The sequence below is a fragment of the Bradyrhizobium sp. CCGB12 genome (assembly GCF_024199845.1).
In the GTDB taxonomy this organism is placed as follows: Bacteria; Pseudomonadota; Alphaproteobacteria; order Rhizobiales; family Xanthobacteraceae; genus Bradyrhizobium.
In genome coordinates, this window is sequence record NZ_JANADO010000001.1 from 4,276,655 (window position 1) to 4,301,310 (window position 24,656).

Annotated in this window: 21 protein-coding genes; 3 read left to right on the forward strand and 18 right to left on the reverse strand. The window is 65.5% G+C overall.

What is annotated here, in order from left to right:
- Positions 1 to 49: 49 nt before the first annotated feature.
- The 4 genes from hpnE to NLM27_RS20090 all read right to left on the reverse strand — a co-directional run bounded on the left by hpnE (position 50) and on the right by NLM27_RS20090 (position 3,446).
- The gene (hpnE, locus tag NLM27_RS20075; RefSeq protein ID WP_254144951.1) at positions 50 to 1,306 is read right to left on the reverse strand and encodes a hydroxysqualene dehydroxylase HpnE; all 1,257 of its coding nucleotides are present in this window, start codon (positions 1,304 to 1,306) and stop codon (positions 50 to 52) included.
- Entirely contained in the window at positions 1,306 to 2,145 is an 840-nt protein-coding gene (gene hpnD, locus NLM27_RS20080) for a presqualene diphosphate synthase HpnD (protein WP_254144952.1), read from the reverse strand. Before hpnD ends, hpnE begins: the two co-directional genes overlap by 1 nt.
- Positions 2,135 to 3,019 (reverse strand): squalene synthase HpnC, encoded by an 885-nt coding sequence (hpnC, locus tag NLM27_RS20085; protein ID WP_254144953.1) that lies wholly within the window; start codon positions 3,017 to 3,019, stop codon positions 2,135 to 2,137. The genes hpnD and hpnC overlap by 11 nt, the downstream gene beginning before the upstream one ends.
- 193 nt (positions 3,020 to 3,212) lie before the next feature.
- Positions 3,213 to 3,446, reverse strand: coding sequence for a hypothetical protein (locus NLM27_RS20090; RefSeq protein ID WP_166817451.1), 234 nt, complete (start codon positions 3,444 to 3,446; stop codon positions 3,213 to 3,215).
- A 461-nt stretch (positions 3,447 to 3,907) separates the two neighbouring features.
- Here NLM27_RS20090 and NLM27_RS20095 point away from each other — a divergent pair, with 461 nt between their 5' ends.
- Positions 3,908 to 4,405, forward strand: coding sequence for a hypothetical protein (locus tag NLM27_RS20095; protein WP_254144954.1), 498 nt, complete (start codon positions 3,908 to 3,910; stop codon positions 4,403 to 4,405).
- A 22-nt stretch (positions 4,406 to 4,427) separates the two neighbouring features.
- Here the strand turns inward: NLM27_RS20095 and NLM27_RS20100 are convergent, their stop codons facing one another.
- The gene (locus tag NLM27_RS20100) at positions 4,428 to 4,601 is read right to left on the reverse strand and encodes a hypothetical protein (protein WP_254144955.1); all 174 of its coding nucleotides are present in this window, start codon (positions 4,599 to 4,601) and stop codon (positions 4,428 to 4,430) included.
- Between NLM27_RS20100 and NLM27_RS20105 the strand changes: the two genes are divergently transcribed.
- Positions 4,600 to 4,743, forward strand: coding sequence for a hypothetical protein (locus NLM27_RS20105; RefSeq protein WP_254144956.1), 144 nt, complete (start codon positions 4,600 to 4,602; stop codon positions 4,741 to 4,743). The two genes, NLM27_RS20100 and NLM27_RS20105, sit on opposite strands and share 2 nt — an antisense overlap.
- A 30-nt stretch (positions 4,744 to 4,773) precedes the next feature.
- Here the strand turns inward: NLM27_RS20105 and NLM27_RS20110 are convergent, their stop codons facing one another.
- The 4 genes from NLM27_RS20110 to NLM27_RS20125 form a co-directional block, all read right to left on the reverse strand.
- Positions 4,774 to 7,140, reverse strand: coding sequence for an RND family transporter (locus NLM27_RS20110; protein ID WP_254144957.1), 2,367 nt, complete (start codon positions 7,138 to 7,140; stop codon positions 4,774 to 4,776).
- A 206-nt stretch (positions 7,141 to 7,346) separates the two neighbouring features.
- Entirely contained in the window at positions 7,347 to 8,132 is a 786-nt protein-coding gene (gene eutC / locus NLM27_RS20115) for an ethanolamine ammonia-lyase subunit EutC (protein ID WP_254144958.1), read from the reverse strand.
- Between the two features lie 6 nt (positions 8,133 to 8,138).
- Positions 8,139 to 9,725: a B12-binding domain-containing radical SAM protein gene (locus NLM27_RS20120; protein WP_254144959.1), complete on the reverse strand. Its 1,587-nt coding sequence runs from the start codon at positions 9,723 to 9,725 to the stop codon at positions 8,139 to 8,141.
- Positions 9,726 to 9,875: 150 nt separating this feature from the next.
- Positions 9,876 to 11,258, reverse strand: a complete 1,383-nt coding sequence (locus tag NLM27_RS20125) for an ethanolamine ammonia-lyase subunit EutB (RefSeq protein WP_254144960.1) — start codon at positions 11,256 to 11,258, stop codon at positions 9,876 to 9,878.
- 223 nt (positions 11,259 to 11,481) lie between these two features.
- Between NLM27_RS20125 and NLM27_RS20130 the strand changes: the two genes are divergently transcribed.
- Positions 11,482 to 13,221 (forward strand): methyl-accepting chemotaxis protein, encoded by a 1,740-nt coding sequence (locus tag NLM27_RS20130; RefSeq protein WP_254144961.1) that lies wholly within the window; start codon positions 11,482 to 11,484, stop codon positions 13,219 to 13,221.
- A 142-nt stretch (positions 13,222 to 13,363) separates the two neighbouring features.
- Here NLM27_RS20130 and NLM27_RS20135 read toward each other — a convergent pair whose 3' ends face one another.
- The 9 genes from NLM27_RS20135 to NLM27_RS20175 form a co-directional block, all read right to left on the reverse strand.
- On the reverse strand, positions 13,364 to 14,581 hold the full coding sequence (locus tag NLM27_RS20135) for an acyl-CoA dehydrogenase family protein (RefSeq protein WP_254144962.1): 1,218 nt from the start codon (positions 14,579 to 14,581) through the stop codon (positions 13,364 to 13,366).
- A 224-nt stretch (positions 14,582 to 14,805) separates the two neighbouring features.
- Positions 14,806 to 16,017, reverse strand: a complete 1,212-nt coding sequence (locus NLM27_RS20140; RefSeq protein ID WP_254144963.1) for an ABC transporter substrate-binding protein — start codon at positions 16,015 to 16,017, stop codon at positions 14,806 to 14,808.
- 208 nt (positions 16,018 to 16,225) lie between these two features.
- Positions 16,226 to 16,801 (reverse strand): HdeD family acid-resistance protein, encoded by a 576-nt coding sequence (locus NLM27_RS20145; RefSeq protein ID WP_254144964.1) that lies wholly within the window; start codon positions 16,799 to 16,801, stop codon positions 16,226 to 16,228.
- Between the two features lie 128 nt (positions 16,802 to 16,929).
- On the reverse strand, positions 16,930 to 18,453 hold the full coding sequence (locus tag NLM27_RS20150) for an FAD-dependent oxidoreductase (protein ID WP_254144965.1): 1,524 nt from the start codon (positions 18,451 to 18,453) through the stop codon (positions 16,930 to 16,932).
- A 28-nt stretch (positions 18,454 to 18,481) separates the two neighbouring features.
- Positions 18,482 to 19,108 carry a GTP cyclohydrolase I FolE gene (folE, locus tag NLM27_RS20155; protein WP_254144966.1) on the reverse strand — a complete coding sequence of 209 codons (627 nt, stop codon included), beginning with the start codon at positions 19,106 to 19,108 and terminating at the stop codon, positions 18,482 to 18,484.
- A 157-nt stretch (positions 19,109 to 19,265) separates the two neighbouring features.
- Positions 19,266 to 20,159 (reverse strand): alpha/beta fold hydrolase, encoded by an 894-nt coding sequence (locus tag NLM27_RS20160; RefSeq protein WP_254144967.1) that lies wholly within the window; start codon positions 20,157 to 20,159, stop codon positions 19,266 to 19,268.
- Positions 20,160 to 20,199: 40 nt separating this feature from the next.
- Positions 20,200 to 21,027 (reverse strand): HD domain-containing protein, encoded by an 828-nt coding sequence (locus tag NLM27_RS20165; RefSeq protein ID WP_254144968.1) that lies wholly within the window; start codon positions 21,025 to 21,027, stop codon positions 20,200 to 20,202.
- 216 nt (positions 21,028 to 21,243) lie between these two features.
- Complete coding sequence (locus NLM27_RS20170; RefSeq protein WP_254144969.1) at positions 21,244 to 22,122, reverse strand: transglutaminase family protein; 879 nt, start codon at positions 22,120 to 22,122, stop codon at positions 21,244 to 21,246.
- Entirely contained in the window at positions 22,119 to 24,644 is a 2,526-nt protein-coding gene (locus NLM27_RS20175; RefSeq protein ID WP_254144970.1) for a circularly permuted type 2 ATP-grasp protein, read from the reverse strand. Before NLM27_RS20175 ends, NLM27_RS20170 begins: the two co-directional genes overlap by 4 nt.
- Positions 24,645 to 24,656 lie beyond the last annotated feature (12 nt).

Consider the following 24,656-nt stretch of genomic DNA (forward strand, 5'->3'; position numbering starts at 1 on the left):
CGCTCGATTGCTCCGATAGTCGATTGAAATTGACCGGGACATTGGCCCGTCAGGGCCGCTTTGCGGCCAAAACCAGATCGGCGGCGCGATCGCCGGACCGGACCGATCCCTCGATGGTTGCAGGCAATCCCGTAGCAGTCCAATCGCCGGCAAGAAACAGGTTTTTCAGCGCAGTGACCGGACCCGGGCGCAGGGCATTCTGCGCGGGGGTGGCCGCAAATGTGGCGCGGCGCTCGCGAACGATCTGCCACGGCGGCAGCTCACCGGACACCCCGCCCGCCCTGCAGACGTCGTTCCAGATCGCCTGCGCGAGTTCCTCGCGGGGCATGTCGACCAGGCGGTCGCCATTGCTGATGGTGACGGAAAGCCGGTTCGGGAACGCGAACAGCCACTCCACGACGCCGCCGATCACGCCGAGGATCGGCGCCGAGCCCGGCGGCGGCGTGAAGCGGAAATGCGCGTTAACGATGGCGCGGAATTCGGTCGGCGTCTTCAGGCCGGGCAGCAGGCTCGCGGCAGCGCGCGGCGGCACCGCCATCACGACGACATCGCCCTCACCGAGCTGGATCACGTCCTCGCCGCCGAAATTCAGCGCGCTGGCCTTGCCGTCGCCGGTCGCAAACGAGTGCAGCTCATGGCCGAGCTGAACGGTGTGGCCACGCTCCTGCAGGAACTTCACTGCGGGCTCGATCAGCACGGCGCTGAGGCCGTCGCGCGCGATCAGGGGACGGCAGGCTTGCCCGCCCGCAAGCAGCGTCTCGCGCACGATCGCGCCGGCGAGCCCGGCCGAACCCTCGGGCGGATCGACGTTGAGCGCCGCCAGCAGCAGCGGCTGCACCAGGCGCTGATAGAGGACGCCCTCGCAAGGAATGGACTTGCCAACCAGCGTTTCCTCCGACGCCCAGATCAGCGGCGCCAGCTTGAGATAGTCGGTCAGCCCGGTGTCGGGAACGCGACGGCTCTCGTCGAGCACCCAGGTCGGCAGCCGGCCGTCTCCGAGATCGATCTGCCAGCGCTGCCCGGTCTTGATATCGACGAAAGGAAACTGCGCGCTGTCAGGGCCGACGAGGCCCGCTTCGGTGCCGATCGCGCGCGCGTAGGCGCGGGCATGGCCGTTGCCCGACAGCAGCAGATGGTTGCCGTTGTCGATGGTGAGGTTGGTGGCGCCGTCGAAATAGGACCGGCAACGGCCGCCGGCCTGCTGCGTCGCCTCGTGCACGGCGACCTTGAAGCCGGCATTGGCGAGTCGCACGGCGGCAGAGAGGCCGGAAATTCCAGCGCCGATGATGTGAGCTGTGTTTTGCATCAGATGAAAGCGTAACGGAGCAGGATCAGGACGCGTGTGACCTTCGACACACGCACCGGCTCGCGCGGCGCGTTGAAGCCGCGCGCGATCAGGAGGTCCAGAATGGAATGATAATATTTCGACATGATCCGCGGCGCGCGCACCGCGCGGCGCTTGTTGCGGTTCATGATCTCGTCCGACTTCTCGAAATGCGCTTTGGCGCGCTGGGTCAGCGGCAGGCAGACCTTCGCCAGCGCACGTTCGGCGATGACGCGGTTCGGATCGTTGGAGGTGATGCCGGCATGCAGCAGCGCCTCGCGCGGCAGATAGAGCCGGCCGAGGCCCGCGTCCTCGTCGATGTCGCGCAGGATATTGGTGAGCTGGAGCGCGCGACCGAGATGGTACGCGAGCAGGATGCCATCCTCTTCAGGCAGGCCGAACACCCGCACTGACAATCGTCCCACGGCGCTGGCGACGCGATCGCAATAGAGATCGAGCGTCGCCATGTCGGGCGCGCGGATGTCCTGCGGCACGTCCATCTCCATGCCGTCGACGATGGCGAGGAAATCCTCACGCTTGAGTCCAAAGGTCTTCACCGAGGCGACGTAGTCCTTCAGCCGCGGCGGCGGATTGCCCTGGTAGAGCGCATCGATGTCGTTGCGCCACTGCTGAAGCGCGGCGAGCCGCTCCTCGCGCGGGCCGTCGGAATCGGCGATGTCGTCGACCTGGCGGCAGAAGCTGTAGATCTGGAACATCGCTTCGCGCTGGTCATGCGGCAGGATGCGCATCGCGGCGTAGAACGAGCTGCCGGATGCGGTCGAGCCATAATTGGCGCCGGGCGAGGTCGCCTCAAGCGTCATGTGCAGTCCCCGGTCTGGAAATGGCCTTGCGTCCGATCGCGCGGCGGCCGACTTCGCCGATCATGCCGGCGAGGCTGAAGGTGAGAAGCTCGAACTTGTTCAGATGCACGCGCTCGCGCAAGGGATCGCGCACCCTGAGCAGGCGCACGATGCGGTCGGCATAGGCCTGGATCACCGCGACATCGACGCCGAGGCGGAAGTCCCGGATCTCCGCGCTCAGCGACTTGCTCTCGCCCAGCAGCGCTTCGTTGCGCACGGCCAGCGCCTGAAGGCAGGCCAGCATGGTCGGCGGCGATTGCGTCAGCCCGAGCTGCTCGACCGAGGCGCCGCTCGCTGCCAGCGCATCGCGCGGCAGATAGACGCGGTTGAGCTCGCGAAAATCCTTGCCGCAATCCTGGAGGTGATTGTTGATCTGGAGCGCGGCGCAGAGCGCATCCGATGCCGCCCAGGTCGAGGTGCTCTCGCCATGAACGTCGAGCATGAAGCGGCCGACCGGCATCGCCGAATAACGGCAATAGTGGATGACCTCGTCCCAATTCTCGTAACGGAGCTTGGTCACGTCCATGCGGAACGCGATGAGCACGTCGAGCGCATGGCGCGGCGCCATGCCGCGTTCGGCCAGCGCACGGCGCAGAGTCACGGCCTCGGGCTGGGTGTCGCCCTTGCCGAGCAGTTCCGCCTCGAGCAGATCGAGATAAGCGAGCTTCTCGTCGGCCGGCAGCGTCGCGTGGTCGGCGATGTCGTCGGCGGTGCGGACGAAATTGTAGTACGCCAGGATCAGGGCACGATGACGCGGATGAATGATCCAAGACGCGACGGGAAAATTCTCGTCGCGGTCACCTTTGCCGGATCGCAATTCGCTCGCAGAGGTCATCGAGGGCTGGTTTACAATCGTTTGGACAGGAGGGGCTTCGTCGCTCGCGCGGGCTCATGCCGGCAGTGCCGCCGCGGCCCCCATATAGGGGAATACGGCCGCAAAACCAATCCTGTCTCTCGATGGCTGCCCTTTACGGATCGCAGCCGAAAAGGCGGCCCCGGGGGCCGCCTCTATGGGCCAGCGGCCGAGCTTACTGGTTGTGGTTCTTCAGGACCTGGTCGCAGGCCTGGGAGATCTTGGCCCGGTTCTCCTTGAGGCAGGCCAGGACGGTGAAATCGCCCTGGTCGATGACGGGACGGCAGAACTTCTGCACATCGCGGGTGCAGGCCTTCTGCTCGGCGTCCGTGCCACGCCCTTGCTGGGCGAACGCCGCCGTCGAAAGGGAGGCCGACAGCAGGGTGAGAGCGACGAGAAGCTTACGCATTGTATTCCTTCATTCTGACGGCAGAATCACACCGATCCCGGGCTGCACAGGGCGGATGGCCGGAATGGATTGTTCTGATGGCAAGTCGCCGCGGAACGTGCGGCCTCGGAGAAGGCACAAGCACTGGCAAATGCGGCCAAATTGGCGCCACGTCCACCAAATCAGGTCTTCCCTGCGCCTTCATTGGCAGATGTAAACGGTTGATACTACGCCATAATTCAGGAACCCCGCATTTTACTGCACGCCTGTTGCAGAGCTGCATCTGTCGGCCCCGCAATTTCGGCCAGAAACACACGGAAACACGGGAATTGCAGGTTCCGGACATGGCGCGTGGGCCTGAATGAACCGCCATCTCTGGCGGTCAGGCGTTGAACCTGACACAGGCTCGGAACACTAAACTTTCGATGTGGCGAGACGTTCTCAAGCGTAAGCGGACGTCGTTCCAAAACGGGATATTTGAGATGACATTCTTTGGGCGATCTGGACAGGCAATCAAGGCAGTCGGCATCGCGGCTGCGCTGCTCTTCTCAGTGTCGGCAAGCCATGCTCAGTCGTCCGGTCCATTTGCCGGCTTCGACGGCGCATGGACGGGCACCGGCACGGTGTCGCTGTCCGACGGCTCCACCGAGCGCATCCGCTGCAAGGCCGACTACAAGGTTGCCGGCAGCGGCCTCAGCCTGAAGCAGGCGCTGCACTGCGCGTCCGACAGCTACAAGTTCGACCTCACCAGCGACGTGACGAGCCAGGGCGACCGCATCTCCGGCAATTGGAGCGAGTCGAGCCGCAACATCTTCGGCAACCTCCAGGGCACTGCCGGCGGCGGCCAGATCGAGGTGTTCGTCGAGGCCAACGGATTTGCCGCCAATTTGTCGCTGCGCACCAACGGCACCAAGCAGACGGTGCAGATCTCTTCCAAGGGCGAAATCCGCGGCGTCAACATCACGATGACCAAGGGCTGACCCCCTTCCCGCTTCGGTAGGATCATGGCCTCCGGTTCTCGCGAGCCGGGGGCTTTTTGCTGACATTGTCGCGGACATGGACCCGCTTCGCAGACATCTGCTCAAGGTCGTCGGGCTCGTTGCAGCCAACCGCGCCTTCGCCAAAGCATGTCGTCGCCAAATCGCGCGGCAACGAATGGTCCGCGGTGATGCTCATGGAGGAGATCGCGAATGCGATGGCCGAGCGCGGCCTCGAGGCGACGCGGCGCGATCGCAAGCTCAGGCTATCGCGGGAGCAGGACTACGCCGAGGGCGACTTCAAGTTCAATCCGTACGGAATCATTCGCGTCGAGGCATGAGCGCGAGACATGCCTTAGCCGCCCCGCCGCTCAGATCGCCGGCTTGTCGGGGCCCTGAAGCTTGGCGTGCAGGTTGATCAGCCACATCGCCGTCGGCCGCAGGATGAAGAGGTCGGCGACGAGGGCCATGACCATCGAGAAAGCACTGAGCCAGCCGAACAGCCGCAGCGACGGCAGGTCGGAGAACACGGTGACGACGAGGCCGCAGGCCAGCACCACCGTGGTCAGGATCAGCGCGGGGCCGACCAGCACGGTCGCCCGCTCCACCGCCAGCGCCGAACCCACGCCCGGCTTGTTCTCGAGCCGCAAGCGGTTGAGGAAATGGATGGTGGCGCTGAGGCCCAGGCCGAACGAGACGGTGAGCGCGACGACGCTGGCGAATTGCAGTCCCTCGCCCATCGCCCACAGCACCGTTCCCGACATCACCACCGGGAAGATGCCCGGCAGGATACAGGCGAGCGTCACCACCCAGGAGCGGAAGGCGAGCCCGATGAAGATCGCGACCAGCGCGAATTCGATCGTGAGGCCATGGTTCAGCTTCTCGATCATGCTGGCCGAGTTACGCGCGGCGATCGCGGCCAGGCCGGTCACCGCGATCTCGTAGCCGGGATGCTTCTTGCGGACGGCGTCGAGCTCGCTGTCGAGCTTGTCGACGATCGGCAGCAGCTGGCTGGAATCCTTGTCCGGCACGCGGCCGGCGACCACGACGGCATCCTGCTCGGCATCGATGAAGCGCCGCACCAGATGCTCAGGAATGACGTTGACGTATTCCTTCAGCGTCGCGACGTCGGCGCTCCCGGCCTTCTCCGCGAGCCAGCGGCGCAGCGTCTCGAGCGACCAGACGTTGCCGACGCCGGCCGCCTTCTCCACGGTCGCATGCACGTCGGCGATGGTCTGGAGCGTCTCCGGCGAATAGAGCGTCTCCCCCTTGGGGAACTGGATCAGCACGTTGACCGGATTGGCGCCGGTCAGCTTGGCGTCGAGCCGGTCGCTGGCGGCGACCGCCTGACGCTTGTCCGGCACCTGGTCGGCGAGCCGGTAGCGCGGCTCCAGATTGGCGTAGATGACGCCGAGGCCGCCGACGAACAGCACTGCGATCAGGCTGAACAGGCCGGGACGGCCGACCATGCGCACCGCGATCCAGTAGCAGAAATTGCGCAGCGCCTGGACGCCGGCATCCGCGCCCTGGAACTTGACCGCGAACGTCTTCTCGTTGCGCACGAGCAGTACGCCGAACACCGGCACCAGCGACAGCACCGCGACCAGCGCGATGATGGTGGCGGCGAGCCCGGCTTCGCCGAATTTGCGGATCAGGTCGGAGTCGGAGAATTGCAGCGCGATGAAGGAGATGCCGGCGGTGCCGTGCGTCAGCACGCAGGCCGGGCCCACCACCAGCACCGCATTCTTGAACGCGGTGAACTTGTCCTGGCCTGCGATCAGCCGGTCGCGCGCGGCGAAGGTGAGCTGCATCGAGTCCGAGAAACTGATGACCATGATGAGCGGCGTCATCACGTTCAGGAACATGTTGAGATTGAAATTGGCCCAGCCGAGCGCGCCGAGCGCCAGCAGGATCGCGATCATCGGCGGGAATGCCGCGGCGACCATGAACGAGATCTTGCGGAAGAAGATGATCGCGATGATGCAGCCGGCGAGGATGCCGAGGATGTTGTAGGTGAGTCCGTCGCGCTCGACCGCGTTGCGGATCTCGAGCTGCATCACCGGCACGCCGGAGAGCTGCACGTTGAGCCCGGTGTCGCCGAGATCCTCCTTCATCAGCGCGCGGATGTCGGCGACGGTCTTGGTCAGCTTGCTGGAGGCGACCACTTCCGGATCGAGCGACAGCACGATCAGCGCCAGCGTGCCGTCCTCCGACAGCAGCTTGCCGCGGATAATCTCGTTGTTCTTGACGGTCTCGATGAACTTGTCATAGGCCGCGCCCTCGGGCAGCTCGGGCGGGAACAACGCCGCCGGCAGCCTGCCCGGCGCCGGCGCCTGGCGCGCCGAGAACAGCGAGACGAGGCCACGGGTGCCTTCGACCAGTTGCAGGTCGGTGACGAAGTCGCGCAGCTTCTCGAGGTTGTTCCGGGCCAGCAGGGTCTTGCCCTCGACCACGACGAGGACGTCGAATTCCTCGGCCGGGAACTTCTTGGTCACCTCTTCGTACTGCTTGAATTCTTTGGTGTCGGAGCGGAACAGCTGCGACAGCGAATCGTCGATCTTGATCCGGTGGATGCCGAACACGGCGCCGACGATCAGGACGATCAGGACGATGCAGGAGACGATCGGCGCCCGGACGGCGATCAGCCCGAGACGCTCCAGCCCGAAGGCGATCGAGGACGTAGGTCCCTGCTCGACCTTGTCGACATGAACCTCATTCTCGCTGTGCTTTTCGAGCATGCCTTATCCAGTTCCTAAATCGGCTCGGTCTGAGAGCTTATTGCGCCCCGCGAACGGCTTGAAAACGCCATACCAATGGGAGGCTTGTCCCTTGAAAATGCGCGGAAAATCGCCGCGAGGGGTTTAGCAGGTCAACAGCCCGACTCGCAAGCAGGCGAAGGGCGCCCAAATCGATCAAGATGCGGCGATTTTTGCCGGAATGCCCGTCATTCGGGCTGCGGCGTGCCAATTCGACGCGGCGCACGGTCCGCGCTCTCGTCCTTCAGTGCCACGCCGGTGGTCGCCCGGGCGAGCCCCTCCCGGACGAGCCAGGCGACTTTGAAGGCGGCCTCGTCATAGCTCAACCCGGCATGGTGGATGTTCGACACGCAATTGCGCTCGGCATCAGTGCGACCGGGCTGCGGCGCGAAGGTCAGATAGGCGCCGAGGCTGTCGGGCGCCGACAGGCCCGGCCGCTCGCCGATCAGCATCAGAGCCATGCGCGCATGGAGAATCGCGCCGATCTCGTCGCCGAGCGCGACGCGCGCGCCCGAGGCGACGACGACATGGCCGATCGCGACAGCCTCGCCGGCTGCGAGCAGCGGCATCAGGCGCGTCAGCAGCGCCACCGGATGGGCATGGACCGCGGCAGCCGACAGGCCGTCGCCGATCACGACCGCGAGCTGGCACGGCGCCGAAGCGACCCGTGTCAGCGCGTCGACCGATTCGGCATCGAGCTGCCGTCCCAGATCCGGCCGCCGCAGATAATCCCCGCGGTCGACCGCCCTGCTCCTCGCCTCGGTGACGACGAGGCCAAGCCCGGCGAGCTCGACGATCAGACCCGGCGCATCGAAGGCGGCATGCACGGCGTCGCGGGCGCGGGCATGATCCAGCGTGAAGTCGAGCAGCGCACGGGTCGGAACGCTTGCCCCGCTGCGGCCCAGCGCAACGCGTGCGGGCGTGAACGTCCGCAGATCGAGCGTCGGACGGCGCGGCGGGGCCGGATCAGACATGTCGCATCATTCGGCGGGAACGGCGGCCTCGCGCAGGCGGATCGAATAGTTGGAGGCGTTCTGCTTGCCGCTCGAGGCCGCGCGCGCAAAGGTGATGAGATGGTGCGCGATCAGCGTGCAGCCGATCAGGCCTTCGATGTCACGACGCTTGATGCGTCCCAGCGCGAACGTCCAGAACACGCGCCTGTAGTCGCCGAGCACGCCCACCTTCCAGAAGATGTTGCGCAGCATGACGAGGCCGCGCCGGATGTTGCGCCAGGTCTTCATCTCGTCCGGCACCGGCATCTTCAGGCGATGCACGTAGACCTGGTCGCATTGATACTGGAAGCGCGCATAGACCTTCTCGGGCGCGTAAGCGACCGCCATGGCGTGCTTCCAGGATGCGATGACCTCGTCGTAAGGCAGCAGGAAGTCGACGTTGGAATCGCGCCCGTCGTCCTCGACCAGGCGCCCCTCGCGCTCCAGCCGGTCCCACAGAGGCGTCTTCGGCAGGGCCTGGAGCAAATTGATCGTGAGCAGCGGAATCCTGGAATCCTCGACGAAGGAGAGCAGCGCCTCGGACGTGTTCGGCTTGTCGGTGTCGAGCCCCATGATGATGCCGGACACGACCTCCATGCCGTAGGAGTTGATGGTGCGCACGCCCTCCAGGATCGGGACCATCATGTTGTGGTCCTTGTGCATCGCCTTCAGCGCATCGGGATCGGGCGTCTCGATGCCGCAAAAGATGGTGATGAAATAGGCCTCGCGCATTTTCTCGAGGATCTCGGGTCGCTTGGCGATGTTGAGCGTGGCCTCGCAGGCGAGCCGGACGACATAGCCGGTCCGCTTCTGCCATTCGATCAGATGCGGCAAGAGGTCCATTGCGGCCTTGCGGTTGCCGATGAAATTGTCGTCGACGAAATAGACCGTGTCGGTCATGCCGCATTCGCGCAGGCGGTCGAGCTCGGCGATGATCTGCTCCGGCGACTTGATGCGCGGATTGCGCCCGTAAAGGCCGGGGATGTCGCAGAACTCGCACTGATAGGGACAGCCGCTGGAATATTGGATGCTGCCGAGGAAGTACTTCTTAACGTCGACGAGCTCGTAGGCTGGGATCGGAAACTCCGTCATCGGCACGCGGTCCTTGGTGGTCAGCACCACCTGCTGCTCGGGCCGCGAGGTGTCGCGCGACAGGATGTCGATCAGCTGGTTGGTCGCGTCGCCGAGCTCACCGACATGCAGATAGTCGAACGAGGGATAATAATCCGGGCAGGCGCTGACCGAGGGACCGCCGAGCGCAACGGGCAGATCGAATTCATGGGCGCGGCGGCAGATGTCGTTCATCTGCTGGCGCTGGATGTGCATGCCGCTGACGAAGACTGCTTCGGCCCACGCGAACTCCTCGTTCGTCGCAGGGCGAAGGTTCTCGTCGACGAATTTGACCTGCCAGTCTTTCGGCAGATAGGCGGAGATCAGCAGCAGCCCCTGCGGCGGCATGAAAGCGCGAACGCCGTCGGTCAGGGGATAGGAATGCTCGAATGTCCCGAATGAGGAGGTGTAGCGCGGAAATACGCAGAGAATCCGTCGTGCCGTTCCGTTACTTTCAGCTCGCATCAAAGCTCCCCCGCCACACTGACCGATGGTGCGGAAATTGCCAGCCAGACACATAGCGTAATGCGATCGCCGGAATTTCTCAATATTGTGGCAGAAGGATAATTCCTGGAGGGACCAATGGTTTCCTAACGGCCTGGGCTGTCGCCCGCGTCACGCGATCAGCCGCGAGGCAAAATCGGGAAGCAGGCCTGCATCGCCGGCAAGGCGGAGATCGGTGCCGGCAATGCCTGCCTGCACCAGCCAGTCGTCGAATTCCGGGGCGCGGCGCAGGGAGAAGACGTCGCGGACATAGAGAGCGTCGTGAAAAGACGTGGACTGATAGTTCAGCATGACGTCGTCGGCGCCGGGGACGCCCATGATGAAGGTGACGCCGGCAGCGGCGAGCAACGTCAGGAGATTGTCCATGTCGTCCTGGTCCGCCTCGGCATGATTCGTGTAGCAGATGTCGACCCCCAGCGGCAGGCCGAGCAGCTTGCCGCAGAAATGATCCTCCAGCCCGGCCCGGATGATTTCCTTGCCGTCATAGAGATATTCCGGGCCGATGAAGCCGACCACGCTGTTGACCAGGAGCGGGGCAAAGGCCCGGGCGACCGCATAGGCGCGCGCCTCGCAGGTCTGCTGGTCGACGCCGCGATGGGCATTGGCCGACAACGCCGAGCCTTGCCCGGTCTCGAAATACATCACGTTCTCGCCGACCGTGCCGCGCCCCAGTGACAGCCCGGCCTCCTGCGCTTCCTTCAGAAGCGCGAGGTCGACGCCGAAGCTGCGGTTGGCGGCCTCGGTGCCGGCAACCGACTGGAAGACCAGATCGACCGGCACGCCCTGCCCGATCAGCGACAGCGTCGTCGTGACATGGGTCAGCACGCAGCCCTGCGTCGGTATCTTCAACCGCGCGATGATCTCGTCGAGCAGCCGCAGCAATTGCGCGATCACGGCGGGATCGTCGCTCGCCGGATTGATGCCGATGCAGGCATCGCCGGCCCCGAGCAGGATGCCATCGAGAATCGAGGCGGTGATGCCCCTGGCATCGTCGAACGGATGATTGGGCTGAAGGCGCGTGCTCATCCGGCCCTTCAGGCCGATGGTGTTGCGGAAGGCGGTGGTGACCTCGCATTTCCGCGCCGCCAGGATCAGGTCCTGGTTGCGCATCAGCTTCGAGACGGCCGCCGCCATTTCGGGCGTGATGCCGGGCGCGAGCTTTTGCAACGCCTCGGTCGTCGCGGCGTCCGACAGCAGCCAGTCGCGGAAGGCTCCAACCGTGAGCGAGGCCACCGGCGCAAGGGCCTTGGCGTCGTGGCTGTCGATGACGAGGCGGGTGACCTCGTCGGTCTCATAGGGGACAACGGCTTCCTGGAGGAACTGTCCGAGCGGGACATCCGCAAGCGCCATCCGCGCCGCGATCATCTGTTCGGCGCTGGTGGCGGCGATCCCGGCCAGCCGGTCGCCGGAGCGCGGCGGCGTCGCCTTGGCGAGGAGGTCGCGCAGGTCCGCAAACGCATAGGTCGTGGCATCGATGGTGTGGCGGTAGACCAAGGGGCCCCTCCGGGTTCGTCGGCCAACGGCCGACTCCAGCGCGATCCCAAGACTATACCTTCAGATCAAGACGCTGAAATATCTTACCTTTCTTTCGACTAAGGACGAAGCGGCAACCTCTGGCGTTAACGCCGCATCCATCTTCGTTCTGCATAGTTTTGCATCAAATCCAAACGACCGTGCTCACCGGCCGCTCCAGGCCATCTCGGGCCCCTTGAACGCCATGACATCAGACCGATCTGGGAATGCCACCGGCCTCGCCGGCCGCTTTACGCTTGCCACCAAGCTCTATGCGATCTTCGCGCTGTTTGCGCTGCTCACGGCGGCGATCGCGATGCTGTCTGACTACAACAGCCGCCGCAACGCCGACCTGACCAGCGCGATCGAGACGGCGAATGCCGCCGCGCTGAACGTCGAGCGGGTCAACTCGCTGGTCTATGCGGTCGTGATGGAATCGCGCGGCGTCTACATGTCGACGGAGCCCGCCGTCGTGAAGAAATACGGCGATGGCCTGCTCAAGTTCAACGCCCAGATCCTCGATGTCGTGAAGCGCTGGGAGACCATCGTCAAAGCCGACGATGCCGAGCAGTTCGCCACCTTCAAGAAACGGATCGAGCAGTTCGTCGAGTTCCGCAAGGAGCTGGTGCGCCGCGGCGTCGAGATCAATGCGGCCGCGGGCCGCGAATGGGGTGACAACGACGCCAATCGCAGCGTGCGCTCGGCGCTGAACAAGGACCTCGAAGCGCTCTCCAAGGTCTACGCCGAACGCGCCAGGCAGATCGCGCGCGAGACCGAGACCAATCGCATGCTGTCCTTCGTCCTGACCTGTCTCGGCGGCATCGCGCTGGCCCTGGTCGTGATCGGCATCGTTATCATTGCCCGCTCCATCGCACGGCCCCTTTCGGCTATTACCGCGACCATCAAGCAGGTCGCCGACGGGAGCGAGGACGTCGTGGTGCCCTATAGCGGCCGCGCCGACGAGATCGGCGCGCTGGCACGCGCGATCGAGGTCTTCCAGGAGGCGATGGGCCGCAACCGCAACCTCGCCTCGCAGGTCTCGCACGACTCCGCCGCGCGCGAGGAGCGCGCCAGCCATATCGAAAAATCCGTCGAGGCGTTTCGCGAGGCGATCGGCGCCATCATGCGCGGCCTCAGCAACAACGCCTCCACCATGCGCGAGACCGCGCAGACCATCACGCGCGTCACTGCGGATGCGACTGGTCGCGCCGGCACGGCGGCGAACGCCACCGAGCAGGCCTCGCACAACGTCACGGCGGTGGCGAGTGCCGCCGAGGAACTGTCGGCCTCGGTGGAAGAGATCGGCCGCCAGGTGCGGCAATCCGCCGGCGCGGTCGAGCAGACCGGCCAGCGCACCGAGAAATCGATCTCTGAGATCGAGAGCCTCGCCGCAGCGACGCAACGCATCGACGGCGTGCTCAACCTGATCCAGGCGATCGCCGAGCAGACCAACCTGCTCGCGCTCAACGCCACCATCGAAGCCGCCCGCGCCGGCGATGCCGGCCGCGGCTTTGCCGTCGTCGCCCATGAAGTGAAAGCGCTGGCGGGCCAGACCGCCAAGGCCACCGCCGAGATCGGCGAGAACGTCTCGATGATCCAGGCCTCGACGCGCAATGCGGTCGATGCCGTCCGCGAGATCGGCGGCGCGGTGCGCGAGATCAACGAAGTCACTTCCGCGATCGCCGGCGCCATCGGCCAGCAGGACCAGGCGACGCGCGAGATCTCCTCCAACGCGCAATCGGCGGCACAGGGCAACGAGACCCTGGTCGCCAATATCACCTCGCTGCGCGACGCCATCGGCGAGACCGACACGGCGGCGGCCTCCGTGCTGACGGCGGCGAGCAGCCTGACGGAGACGGCGGACACGCTGTCGCGCGAGGTGGAAAAGTTCTTCCGGAACCTGCGCTCGGGCGCGGCGGACGGCCGCATCGCCAAGGCGGGATGACGGCGTGGCCGTCGTCCGTGCTCCTGCGATGGACATGCCAAGATAAAAAACTGAAAAACAACCCATGCACAGTACCCGGGGCAAGCTAAATCAAAGGCTTGACGGCTCGGCCGAGGACGCGTCGTCGCGAGAATGAACGGCCCTACCCCGCGATCACCCCGCCCCGCTTGATCAGTTCCTTGCCGACCGCGGCCAGATGCACCTGGTCGGGACCGTCGCCGATGCGGATGAAGCGGGCGTAGACGTAAGCGCGGGCAAGGAACGTATCCTGCGAGACGCCGGCGGCGCCGTGGATCTGGATGGCGCGGTCGATGACGCGGGCGGCCATGCTGGGCACCACGATCTTGGCGGCGGCGATCAGGTCGCGTGCGGCCTTGTTGCCCTCGCGATCCATCTTGTCGGCGGCTTGCAGGGTCAAGAGCCGCGCCTGCGCGATCTCGCAGAAGGAGTTCGCGATATCCTCGCGTACCGAGCCCTGCTCCGCCAGCGGCTTGCCGAAGGCGACGCGGGAGACCGCGCGCTGGCACATCAATTCCAGCGCGCGCTGGGCGCAGCCGATCAGGCGCATGCAGTGATGGATGCGGCCGGGCCCGAGCCTGCCTTGCGCGATCTCGAAGCCGCGGCCTTCGCCGAGCAGGATGTTCTCCGCGGGCACGCGGACGTCCTCGTAGACGATCTCGGGATGACCGACCGGCGCGTCGTCATAGCCGTAGGTGAGCATGTCGCGGACGATACGCACCCCACGCGTATTTCGGGGCACCAGGATCATGGATTGCTGGCGATGGCGGTCGGGATGGTCGGGCGCGGTCTTGCCCATCACGATCAGGATCTCGCAATCCTCGTTCATGGCGCCTGAGGTGAACCATTTGCGGCCCTTGATGACGTAGTCGTCGCCGTCGCGCGTGATCGCGCACTGGATGTTGGTGGCATCGCTGGAGGCGACCTGCGGCTCCGTCATCGAGAAGCCGGAGCGGATGCGCCCCTCCAGGAGCGGCTTCAGCCAGCGCTCCTGCTGCGCCTTCGTGCCGTAATTGGCCAGCACCTCCATGTTGCCGACATCAGGGGCGGAGCAATTGAAGACCTCGGGCGCCCAGAGGATGCGACCCATGATCTCCTTCACGGGCGCATATTCGAGGTTGGTCAGGCCCGGGCCATGCTCGCCGGACAGGAACAGATTCCAGAGCCCCTGCTCGCGCGCCAGCCGCTTCAGATCCTGGAGCACTTGCGGCGTCTTGTAGCGCGCGGCCTCCGGCTTGACCTGCTCGTAATAGAGATCCTCGGCCGGCTCGACATGCGCGCGCATGAACTGGCGGATGCGGTCCTGGAGCTGCAGCGAACGGGGGGAGTGTTGAAAGTCCATGGGGTTCTCCAGTTCGTGCCGAGAAAGCTGCGCGCAATAAATAAAGGTGTCTCTTCCCTTCTCCCCTTGTGGGAGAAGGTGGCGCGCGAAGCGCGCCGGATGAGAGGTTGTATCCGCGAGTTCAAATGTAGAGACGGCTCTCGGAGAGAAACCCCTCACCCGGCTGCGCTTCGCGCATCCACCCTCTCCCACAGGGGGAGAGGGTGCACCGTCTCTGTGGCACGTTACGTCCCGCGCAAGAGTTCGCTCGCCACGACCCAGTCGTTGCCGTCGAACTGAAGCATGTAGCCGTCTTTGATGGGGCGGAAGTCCTGCGGCGTGGTGTTGAGGGTGATGCCGGGCATCAGCAGCGACAACGGCACGTTCTTGAGGTTCGAGGCCTGCGCCATGATGTTCTCGCGGGTCAGATTGTCCTTGCACTGCTTGAGCAGGACCACCAGCGCCTCGGCGACAGTGTAGCCGTAGAGGCCGGCGACGTTGTTGACGTCGGCATTGGGGAGGCGCTTCTTCATGAAGTCGATATAGGCCGTCATCGCCGGATCGTTCTTCGGCGTCTCGACGAACGGCTTGAGGGATCCGAGCGACAGCACGCCCTTGCCGGCATCGAGGCCCGCCGGCGCCATCACGGTCGCCTTGTTGGCGCAGCCGCTAGCGAGGAAGCGCGTCGGCTGCCAGCCGACCTCATGCGCTTTCCGGATCGCCTGCGCACAGGCGCGCGGCGTCACCGAATAGATCATGAAGACGTCGGCCTTGGTGTTTGCGAGCGTCAACACCTGGGAATCGACGGTGGGGTCGGCGACCTCGAAGCTCGCGGCCATCGCGATCGCCTTGTCGGCGTCGGCCCCGAGCGCCTCCTTGACGCCGCGCAGATATTCCTTGCCGGCGTCGTCGTTCTGGTAGAGCACTGCGAAACGCGCATTCGGATTCTTGGCGCGAGCATAGGCGACGTCGATCGCGGCCTCGCTGGTGTAGTTCGGCGCCCAGGGCAGCGCCATCGACCAGGGCATGTTGGCGGGATCGTTCCACTTCGAGGCCGAGCTGATCAAGAACAGCTGCGGCACCTTGTTGCTGTTGAGATATTTCGCGATCGCCGAACTCGGCGCGGTGCCCATGGTGGCGAAGATGAAGGCGACGCCATCGCCCTCGACCAGCCGCCGCGCCGCCTCCATGGTCTTGGGCGGCGAGAACGCGTCGTCCAGCGAGATCAGATTGAGCTTGCGGCCGCCGATGCCGCCCTTCTCGTTGACCTCGTCGAAATAGGCCGCGATCACCCTGCCGGTGATGCTGAGCGGCGAGGCCGGGCCGCTATAGGGCATGGTGTTGCCGATCTTGATCTCGGTGTCGCTGACGCCGGGACCGTAGGCTTTTTGCGCGGTGGCGGGCGTGGACAGGCAGGCGGCAGCGAGCGCTGCGGCCAGGACCAAAGCGGCTTTCATGGTTTCTCCCCGATGATGGTCGCCGCGCGAAATCATGAGGCGAAGGCGCGGCGTGCTGCTTTTTGTCAGCGCGTCAGATCAGCGGAGTTCCACAAATCGGTCTTGCGTCGAGTTGCTGATGGCTTGACGCGCGCCTAGCGCATGGACTCGTGTTTCACCTCTCTCCCTTCGGGAGAGGTGATCCGAGGTCTGCGTGCGCGCCGTGCGCCTAGCGCCGCCGCTTCAGGCTGAAGCCCAGGCCGATCCATCCGGCACCGGCCATGATCAGATCGATGCCGAGGAACAGGCCGAGGATGTAGACGCTGTTGACCGGCCAGCGCGCGACTATTAGCAAGCCGAGCAGCAGCGTGATGGCGCCGGAGAGCGCCACCCACACCCATGGCGTTTCACGCTTCATGCTGAAGGCGAGGAACAGCCTGACGGCGCCCGAGGCGATCAGCGACGCACCCAGAAACAGCGTCAGCAGCACTGCCGCGAGCAGCGGGTTCTCGAAGGTCAGAAAGCCCGCGATGACGTAGAGCACCCCGAGCAAGGCCCAGATCAGGAATTTGCCCCAGCTCTTCATCTGGAAGGCGCCGATGATCTCGGCGGCACCGGCGACGATCATCATGGCACCGACCACGATCACGCTCGCTACCGTCGCCATCACGACGCTGCCGAGCGCGACGAAGCCGGCGATGAGATAGACGACACCGAGCGCGACGATCCAGCCCCATTTGGCATGCAGCGCCGCGATGCCGGAGCCAAGACCGAGCTGTTGTGAGGTATCCGAAGCGGTTGTCATGAGGCCACTCCTGCATGCGAAGCCCGGAGGCACACGCCAGGATAGCACAGGCCGTACCGGGACGACAGCCAGCAGAGCAGCCCTCGCCGGCAGCAACATTGACGTAAATCAAGATCGAATGCGGCGCGTCAGCCGCGCGACCGTTCCATCTCGAACTCGGCCTTGAGGTTGTCGAGATCGCGATAGATGGAGGCGACCGCCAGCACGCGCCCGCCCTTGCGGTATTTCAGCAGGCAGTCCTTGCCGGGGATGCTGCCGTCGATCGCGATGTCGTCAAAGCTCTCGGCGTGGCCGACATAGTTGATCGGCACGTCATAGTGCTGCGACCAGAAGAATGGCACCGCGTCGAAGCGCTCGCGCTTGCCGAGCATGTTGCGTGCCGCGGTCTGGCCCTGCCGCTCCGCCACCACCCAATGCTCGACGCGGATGGTTTGCCGCGAATGCGGATCGGGCCAGCGCGCGATATCGCCGGCAGCGAAGATGCCGGCGACGCTGGTTTCGAGATATTCGGTTACGCTGACGCCGCGGTCAGCGGCAAGCCCCGCCTGCTCGGCGAGCGCGAGGCGCGGCTTGACGCCGATACCGACCACAACGAGGTCAGCCTCGATCACCGCACCGCTCTTCAGCGTCGCCCGCATGCCGTCGAGCTTTTCCACCGTATCCTTCAAGTGGAAGACAACGCCGTTCTCTTCATGCAGCGACCGGACGAAATCGCCCATCTCGGGGCCGAGCACTTTCTGCATCGGCCGCTCCTCCGGCGCGACCACATGGACCTCCAGCTTGCGCGCCCGCAAGGACGCCGCGACTTCGAGGCCGATGAAGCTCGCCCCGATCACCAGCGCGCGCTTCGCGCTGCCCGCGGCCTTGATGATGGCGCGGCTGTCGGCGACGGACCGCAAGGTGTGAACATGCGGCTGGTCGGCGCCCGGTATCTGCAATTTGACCGGCTCGGCGCCGGTCGCAAGCAGCAGCCGGTCGAACGGCAGTCTGTCGGCATTGCCCAGCGTGACGCTCCGCTTCTTCGGGTCGATCGCGGAGACGCTCACGTTCAGCCTGAGATCGATGCCCGTATCTTGATAATAGTCCTCGCCGCGCAGCGGCAGCCAATCCTCCGGCGCGTTGCCGGCGAGGTAATCCTTGGAGAGGTTCGGCCGGTCGACCGGCATCGCGCCGTCATTGCTGAGCATGGTAATGGCTCCGGCAAAGCCCTCGCGCCGGAGCGTCTCGGCCGCCACGAAGCCGGCTGCGCCGCCGCCGACAATGACGAATTTTTCCGGCGTCGGCGCGCTGCGATGAGCGGCTGGCGGCTTCGGTGCCTCGCGCTTGCGCTGAACGACGATCTTGTCCCGATCGCGCGAGACGTCCCATACCGCCAGCGCATTCAGCGCCGGCGGGCGGGTTGCTTCGCCCGTCCGCAAGGAGAAGCAGGCGTGATGCCAGGGGCAGCGGATGGTGTCGCCGACCACCAGGCCTTCGGCGAGCGGGCCGTGGTAGTGGCTGCAAGAAGGCTCGATCGCGAAGATCTCGTTGCCCGCCTGGACCAGAAGGACATCCTCCTCGCCGACATGGCCGAGCAATTTGCCGTCCTTGAACGCGGTCAGCGACACGCCTTTGGTCAGGTCGGGTCCGCTCGGCTTGTTGTCCTCGGCCATGGCAGCGTCTCCTCTCAGCTCGCGCGGGTCAATCGTCTGAATTGGCAAGCCCCAACAGCTCCTGGCGCGTCAGCGCATTGTCGCGAAACACGCCGAGCATGCGGCTGGTGACGAGATCGGTCCCCGGTTTGTGCGCGCCACGCGTGGTCATGCAGTGATGCGTCGCCTTGATGATGACGCCGACGCCTTCGGGATTCAGCACGTCGTTGATCGTATTGGCGATCTGCGCGGTCATCTTCTCCTGGATCTGGAGGCGCTTGGCGTAGATGTCGACCACGCGCGCAAGCTTGCTGATGCCGACGACGCGCCCCCGCGGGATATAGGCGACCCAGGCGCGGCCGACGATCGGCGCGATATGGTGCTCGCAATGGCTTTCGAAACGAACGCCGCGCAGCACGATCATCTCGTCGTAGCCCTCGATCTCCTCGAAGGTCTTTTGCAGGATTTCGGTCGGATCCTGCGCATAGCCTGAGAAATACTCCTCGAAGGCACGCGCGACGCGATCCGGCGTCTCGCGCAGACCGTCGCGCGCGGGATCGTCGCCGGCCCAGCGGATCATGGTCCGGATCGCCTGCTCGACCTCCGACCTATCCGGCCGTTCGCTCGGCGCCTGCGCGACCGCAACACGTTCCAACCGCCGCGGCTGTGACGTCATCTAGAACCTCCCTGCAACGAGCCGCATACAAAAGCGGCCCCACAGCTTGGACGGCGGCAATCGGAAAAGGTTCCCAAGATCAGGAAAAATGGGAAGGATGGCAGGGCGGGCTCCTCATGACGAGGAGCCAGGCTGTCTATGACGCACCGGGAACGGCTTATTGCTCAGCAGCTTTCCGGACATCGAGCACCGCCTGCGCCCATTCGGCCGGCCGCTCCTGCGGCAAATTGTGACCGGCGCCGGCGAAGACGCGCCGCTCGAAGAAACCCTCGAACTTGTGCGCGTGATGGGCGGTGCCGGCATTGACGCCGTCACTGTCGCCGTCGATTGCGATGGTCGGGACGCGGACCTGTGGCTGCGCGGCAAGCTTTGCCTCGATCGCGGCATAGGCGGGGTCGCCCTCGACCAGCGCATAGCGGTGGCGGTAGGAATGGATCACGACATCGACGAAATCGGGATTGTCGAACGAGGTCGCGCTCTTCTCGAACGTCGCGTCGTCGAAAGCCCATGTCGGCGACCACATCGACCAGAGCTGGCGCGCAAAGCCGCGCCGGTTGCGCTCCAGTGCGCGGTGGCCGCGCTCGTTGTGGAAGAGATATTGATACCACAGCGCCGCCTCTTCCGGCGGCGAGGCCGGCTCCATGGCGCGGGCGATGTTCTGGATGTTGTAGGAATTGCCGGAGACGAGCCCGATCACGCGCTCCGGATGCAGCGCGGAGACCACGCAGGCCGCACGTCCGCCCCAATCATAACCGCCGACGACCGCACGCTTGATGCCGAGCGCGTCCATGAAGGCCAGGAGATCGGCGCCCAGCGCCGCCTGCTCGCCGGAGCGCAGCGTCTCCGGGAAGCGAAACCGCGTCGGCCCGTAGCCGCGCAGCCAGGGCACCAGCACCCGTGCGCCGGCTTGCGCAAGGATCGGCGCGGTCTCGGCATAGGCGTTCACGTCGTAGGGAAAGCCGTGCCCCATGATGCAGGGCCAACCATCCGGCGCGCCGTAGTCGAGATAGGCGATGTCAAGGACATCCGTGGTGGTGGATTTTTGTTGCATGATTTGCTCACGGCGTTGGGAAGCCGTAGCCCAGGCGCGGCTACTTCTGCGGCCCGGACAGCGAGATGTCGCGCTCGGCGCGGAACACGTTGCTGTAGAGGTTGGCGATCCATTGCCGGCCGATCTCGGTCTTGTTGAGATAACCGATCTCGGTCTGGATGTGCGGTGCGACGCTGTTCCAATAGAACTGTGGATAGCGGTTCACGATGTCGGCCGGCGAATCGTAGCCGAGCTGGCGGTTGATGCCGACCTCCTCGAACTCGTAATAGAGCGCATTGGCCTTGCGCAGATAGTTGGGGTCGCCGAGCTGGCCGATGAAGTCCGCCGCGCGCAGTATCGAGGCCTCGTCGTCGTACTCCTGCCCCTCGCGCGCCGGAAACCGCGTACCCTCGATGGCGCGGGCGATCCGCTCAGAGTCGATGCCGCGGATCGGGGGCAATCGCCGCCGCACAAACAGTTTCGAGCGATCGACGTGATACATCATCAGACTGGCATCCGAAGCGCCGCGCTGCAGCGACACCTTGGTGCCGGCGTCATCGATGATGAATCCGTCTTCGTCATCCTCGGGAAACAGGCCGCGGACATAGCCGATATCGTGCGCAAGGCAGGCGATCAGGATATGGAGGTAATCCTCCGCAGCAAGATGCGCATGGAGATTACGTCCCGTGAGGATGGCCTGAGCGGCCAGAGTCACCAGCATCGTATGCTCGATGTTGTGGTACAGCGCGTCGCTGTTGCCGATGCACTCCATCGCGGTGCGCGTCGAGCCCTCCAGCACCCTTGCGGAGGCCTCGTCGTACCGGCGACGCATGAACGTACCCAGCATCTTCTCCAGGGTTTCCGCCGCCAGTCTCGGTAACGTCATCATGGATGCAGGCCCGTCTGTCGGTGGTATTCCACGCCAACTCCCGACGTTTCATTCTTGTCATCGACGCAAGAGCCAGCATAGCCCATCTTGGGCCGACTGACCAAATCCCGGAACGAAAAGACGAAAAATGTTGCAGTTGCGCTGCATCATAGCGCAATTGCAGTTAAGGCGCGACACTCCTTCTGGTAGCAATCATCCAAACCGCAAGATTTGCGGTCATTCGACCAGCAGCACGTCGACGGCGACGCCGAGCTTCTGCTTCGGCGAGCCGACGATGATGCCGTCGACCGGCGAGACGTCGGAAAAATCGCGGGCGACCGCGAGCACGATGTGGTCATTGCCGACCAGGAGATCATTGGTCGGATCGAGATCGACCCAGCCGAGCTCCGCCCCGCACCACAACGACACCCAGGCATGGGTGGCGTCGGCGCCTTGCAGCCGCGGCTGACCCGGCGGCGGAATGGTACGCAAGTAACCGCTGACATAGGCGGCGGGCAGGCCGAGCCCGCGCAGCCCTGCGATCATCACATGGGCAAAATCCTGGCAGACGCCATGACGCTTGTCGAAGACCTCGCCAAGCGGCGTCGAGATCACCGTCGCCTTGGGATCGTAGCGAAATTCGTTGCGGATGCGCCGCATGAGATCGACCGCGCCTTTGAGGATGCCCGCGCCCGGCGGAAAGCTTTCCGCCGCATAGGCACTGACCGGACGCAGCACCGGCACCAGCGGACTCGCAAAGACATAGCCGACCGGCGAGGATGGCTTAAGGCTCGTCACCTCGAACGCGAGGTCGCGAATGGTCTCCCAGGCCGGGCTGACGGCATCGCGCGCCGGCGGCTGTCGCAAGACCGATACACGCGAGCGTGAATCGATCCGTAAATTGCGATGCGCAGCTTCGATCACCACGCTCTCGGTGAGCGTGCCGAAGAAATCGCGGCGGACATTGCGCTCGGCCGGACGCGGTCGGATCTCGACGCGGTGCGAAATCAGCTCCTGGCCGTTGCCTGTTCTCGGCTCCAGCCGCAGCGTGCAGCGGGCGAAGCTGACCGGACTTTCATATGCGTAGGTCGTGACGTGGCGGATGTCGTAGATCACGCCAGCCCCGTCAGCTTTTCCGGTCGGCTGGCATTGGGGCCGTGCGGGAAATAGTGCTGCCCGATCGCCTCGGCGAGGCTGAGCAGATCCTGCTCCAGCGCGAACAGCATCTTGACCTCGAGCTTCTCGGCCTCCGCCGTCGCAAGCAGGGCCTGCATCGCGACCGCAAGCCGCTGCGGCTTCTCGATCAGGCCGTGCTCCTTCAGGCTCGGCAACGCGGCGATGTGCTCGTTCAGCGCCGTCACCTGGAACGCGACCGATCGCGGATTGTAGCCGTCGAGCACGGCGAGGTCGCGCACCGGCGCCAGAATCGGCGCCAGCAGGTAGCGCGAGCGATAGGTGATCTGGCAATCCACCAGCGTCAGCAGGATGTCGAGGTCCTCGTCGCCGGCCTCGTCATAGGCGAACTGGCGCGTGAAGCGCGTGGTGTTGATGGCGCGCTCGACGCGGCGGCCGATGTCGAGAAAGCGCCAGCCGGCGGCGCGGTTCATGTTCTCCTGCGCAAGGCCGGCGAAGCTCGCCAGCTCCTGCAAGGTCAGCTCGGCGGCGCTGACGACGCTGTCGTCGTCCTCGACCTCGTAGGCGAGACGCTCGGCCATCTCGGTGATGACCTGCCAGGCATCGGGCGACAGCCGCTCGCGCAACGAGGTCGCGGTACGCTGCGCGGCGCGTACCAGCGACAGCGCCGAGCCGAAACGTGCCTCGCTCTGCAATGCCTCGGCCACGATGCGCCCCTGTGCCGCGCGCGAGGTCTGCGAGATCGCGCCCCAGGCCACCAGCAGGCGCTGGATGCGTTCGGCCGATTGCACCGAGGCGGCGGTGCCCTTGTTGGGCCCGCTCGGCGAGCCGAGCGCGCGCACCAGGCGCAGTGTCGCCTCGGCGCGTTCGAGATAGCGGCCGAGCCAGAACAGATTGTCGGCGGCGCGGCTCGGCAACACGCCGGCGATGCGGCGGATGCGGACCTTGTCGGTCGCCGGCAGCAGCGTCGCGGTCGAGACCTGCTTGTCCGAGATGACCCAGACGTCGGCGGCACGGGCGCCGTCGCCCATCGACACGGCACGTGCATCGGCCTGCTCGGCGATCCGGCAGAAGCCGCCGGGCATGATGACCCAGCCGTCGGGCGTTGCGGCCGCGAACACGCGCAGCACGAAGGGCCGCGGCGTGAGCTGCCCCTGCTCCCACACCGGCATGGTCGAGAGCCGCACCACCTCCTGGCCGACATAGTCCATGCCGCGCGTGGTGATGGCGTCGATCAGGCGCTGGCGGTCGCTCGCATCCAGCTCGCTCGCGAGCATTGGCCCGCTGGAGTCGAAGCCGGGAACGCCGCGCCGGTAGGCGCCTTCGATCGCGACCTCATCGAGCCGCGACAGCACCTCGTCGCGCGCGATGCGCTGGCCGCACCACCAGGTCGCGATGTGCGGCATCTTCAGCTCCTCGCCGAGCAGACGGCGGCTGAGCGCCGGCAGGAAGCCGAGCAGCGCCCGCGCCTCCGGCACGCCCGAGCCCGGCATGTTGGCGACGACGACGCCGTCCTTGCGCAATACGTCGATCAGGCCGGGCACGCCGAGATGCGAGGAGGCATCGAGCTCGAGCGGATCGAGCGAGTTGGAATCGACGCGGCGGAGCAGCACGTCGAGCCGCTTGAGGCCGGCGACGGTGCGGATATGGATCCGGTTGTCGCTGACGGCGAGATCGTCCCCCTCGACCAGGAGGAAGCCGAGATAGCGCGCCAGCGTCGCATGCTCGAAATAGGTCTCGCTGAAGCTGCCGGGGGTGAGCACGCCGATGCGCGGCTCGTCGCGATCGGCACGCGCGCGCAGACTGTCGCGGAATGCCTCGAAGAAAGGCGCGACGCGCGGCACATTCATCGACTTGTAAAGATCGGAGAAGGCGCGCGAGAGCACCAGGCGGTTCTCCAGCGCATAGCCCGCGCCCGACGGCGCCTGGGTGCGGTCGCCGAGCACCCACCAGCGGCCGTCGGGGCCGCGGCCGACATCGGCGGCGTAGATCGACAGATAGCGCCCGCCGGGCGGCGGCACGCCGCAGACAGGGCGGAGATATTCGGGGCTGCCGGCGATCGCGGCCGCAGGCAGCGCGCCTTCCGCGACCAGCCGGCCCTCGCCATAGATGTCGCGCAGCACCAGCTCGAGCAGCTCGGCGCGCTGCTTGATCCCGGCGGAGAGCTGCTGCCAGTCGGCCTCGTCGATCAGGAGCGGCAGATGGCTGACCGACCAGGGCCGGTCGGCGCTGTCGCCGGGAGCGCGGTAGGTGACGCCGGCCTCGCGGAGATGACGGTCGGCCATGGCAAAGCGCCGCTCGGCCTCGTCTGGCGCGAGCGCGCCGAAGGCGTCGAAGAAGCGGCTCCAGACCGCGCGCGGGGCGCCATCGGGTTCCAGGAATTCGTCGGGAATTCCGGGCAGACGGCTATAGTCGCGGACCCATTGCGCAAGGCGGCGCCGGCCCTCGCGCTGTCCTTGCGCCTTGCCCGCCTTGTCGTCCTGCTCGGCTGCGCCCTCGGCCATGCGCCTCTCCCT

Excerpts from the sequence above, each read along its gene's own strand:
- hpnE (WP_254144951.1), bottom strand. The coding sequence starts at position 1,306 with ATGCAAAACACAGCTCACATCATCGGCGCTGGAATTTCCGGCCTCTCT.
- hpnD (WP_254144952.1), bottom strand. The coding sequence starts at position 2,145 with ATGACGCTTGAGGCGACCTCGCCCGGCGCCAATTATGGCTCGACCGCA.
- hpnC (WP_254144953.1), bottom strand. The coding sequence starts at position 3,019 with ATGACCTCTGCGAGCGAATTGCGATCCGGCAAAGGTGACCGCGACGAG.
- NLM27_RS20090 (WP_166817451.1), bottom strand. The coding sequence starts at position 3,446 with ATGCGTAAGCTTCTCGTCGCTCTCACCCTGCTGTCGGCCTCCCTTTCG.
- NLM27_RS20095 (WP_254144954.1), top strand. The coding sequence starts at position 3,908 with ATGACATTCTTTGGGCGATCTGGACAGGCAATCAAGGCAGTCGGCATC.
- NLM27_RS20105 (WP_254144956.1), top strand. The coding sequence starts at position 4,600 with ATGGAGGAGATCGCGAATGCGATGGCCGAGCGCGGCCTCGAGGCGACG.
- NLM27_RS20100 (WP_254144955.1), bottom strand. The coding sequence starts at position 4,601 with ATGAGCATCACCGCGGACCATTCGTTGCCGCGCGATTTGGCGACGACA.
- NLM27_RS20110 (WP_254144957.1), bottom strand. The coding sequence starts at position 7,140 with ATGCTCGAAAAGCACAGCGAGAATGAGGTTCATGTCGACAAGGTCGAG.
- eutC (WP_254144958.1), bottom strand. The coding sequence starts at position 8,132 with ATGTCTGATCCGGCCCCGCCGCGCCGTCCGACGCTCGATCTGCGGACG.
- NLM27_RS20120 (WP_254144959.1), bottom strand. The coding sequence starts at position 9,725 with ATGCGAGCTGAAAGTAACGGAACGGCACGACGGATTCTCTGCGTATTT.
- NLM27_RS20130 (WP_254144961.1), top strand. The coding sequence starts at position 11,482 with ATGACATCAGACCGATCTGGGAATGCCACCGGCCTCGCCGGCCGCTTT.
- NLM27_RS20135 (WP_254144962.1), bottom strand. The coding sequence starts at position 14,581 with ATGGACTTTCAACACTCCCCCCGTTCGCTGCAGCTCCAGGACCGCATC.
- NLM27_RS20140 (WP_254144963.1), bottom strand. The coding sequence starts at position 16,017 with ATGAAAGCCGCTTTGGTCCTGGCCGCAGCGCTCGCTGCCGCCTGCCTG.
- NLM27_RS20145 (WP_254144964.1), bottom strand. The coding sequence starts at position 16,801 with ATGACAACCGCTTCGGATACCTCACAACAGCTCGGTCTTGGCTCCGGC.
- NLM27_RS20150 (WP_254144965.1), bottom strand. The coding sequence starts at position 18,453 with ATGGCCGAGGACAACAAGCCGAGCGGACCCGACCTGACCAAAGGCGTG.
- folE (WP_254144966.1), bottom strand. The coding sequence starts at position 19,108 with ATGACGTCACAGCCGCGGCGGTTGGAACGTGTTGCGGTCGCGCAGGCG.
- NLM27_RS20160 (WP_254144967.1), bottom strand. The coding sequence starts at position 20,159 with ATGCAACAAAAATCCACCACCACGGATGTCCTTGACATCGCCTATCTC.
- NLM27_RS20165 (WP_254144968.1), bottom strand. The coding sequence starts at position 21,027 with ATGATGACGTTACCGAGACTGGCGGCGGAAACCCTGGAGAAGATGCTG.
- NLM27_RS20175 (WP_254144970.1), bottom strand. The coding sequence starts at position 24,644 with ATGGCCGAGGGCGCAGCCGAGCAGGACGACAAGGCGGGCAAGGCGCAA.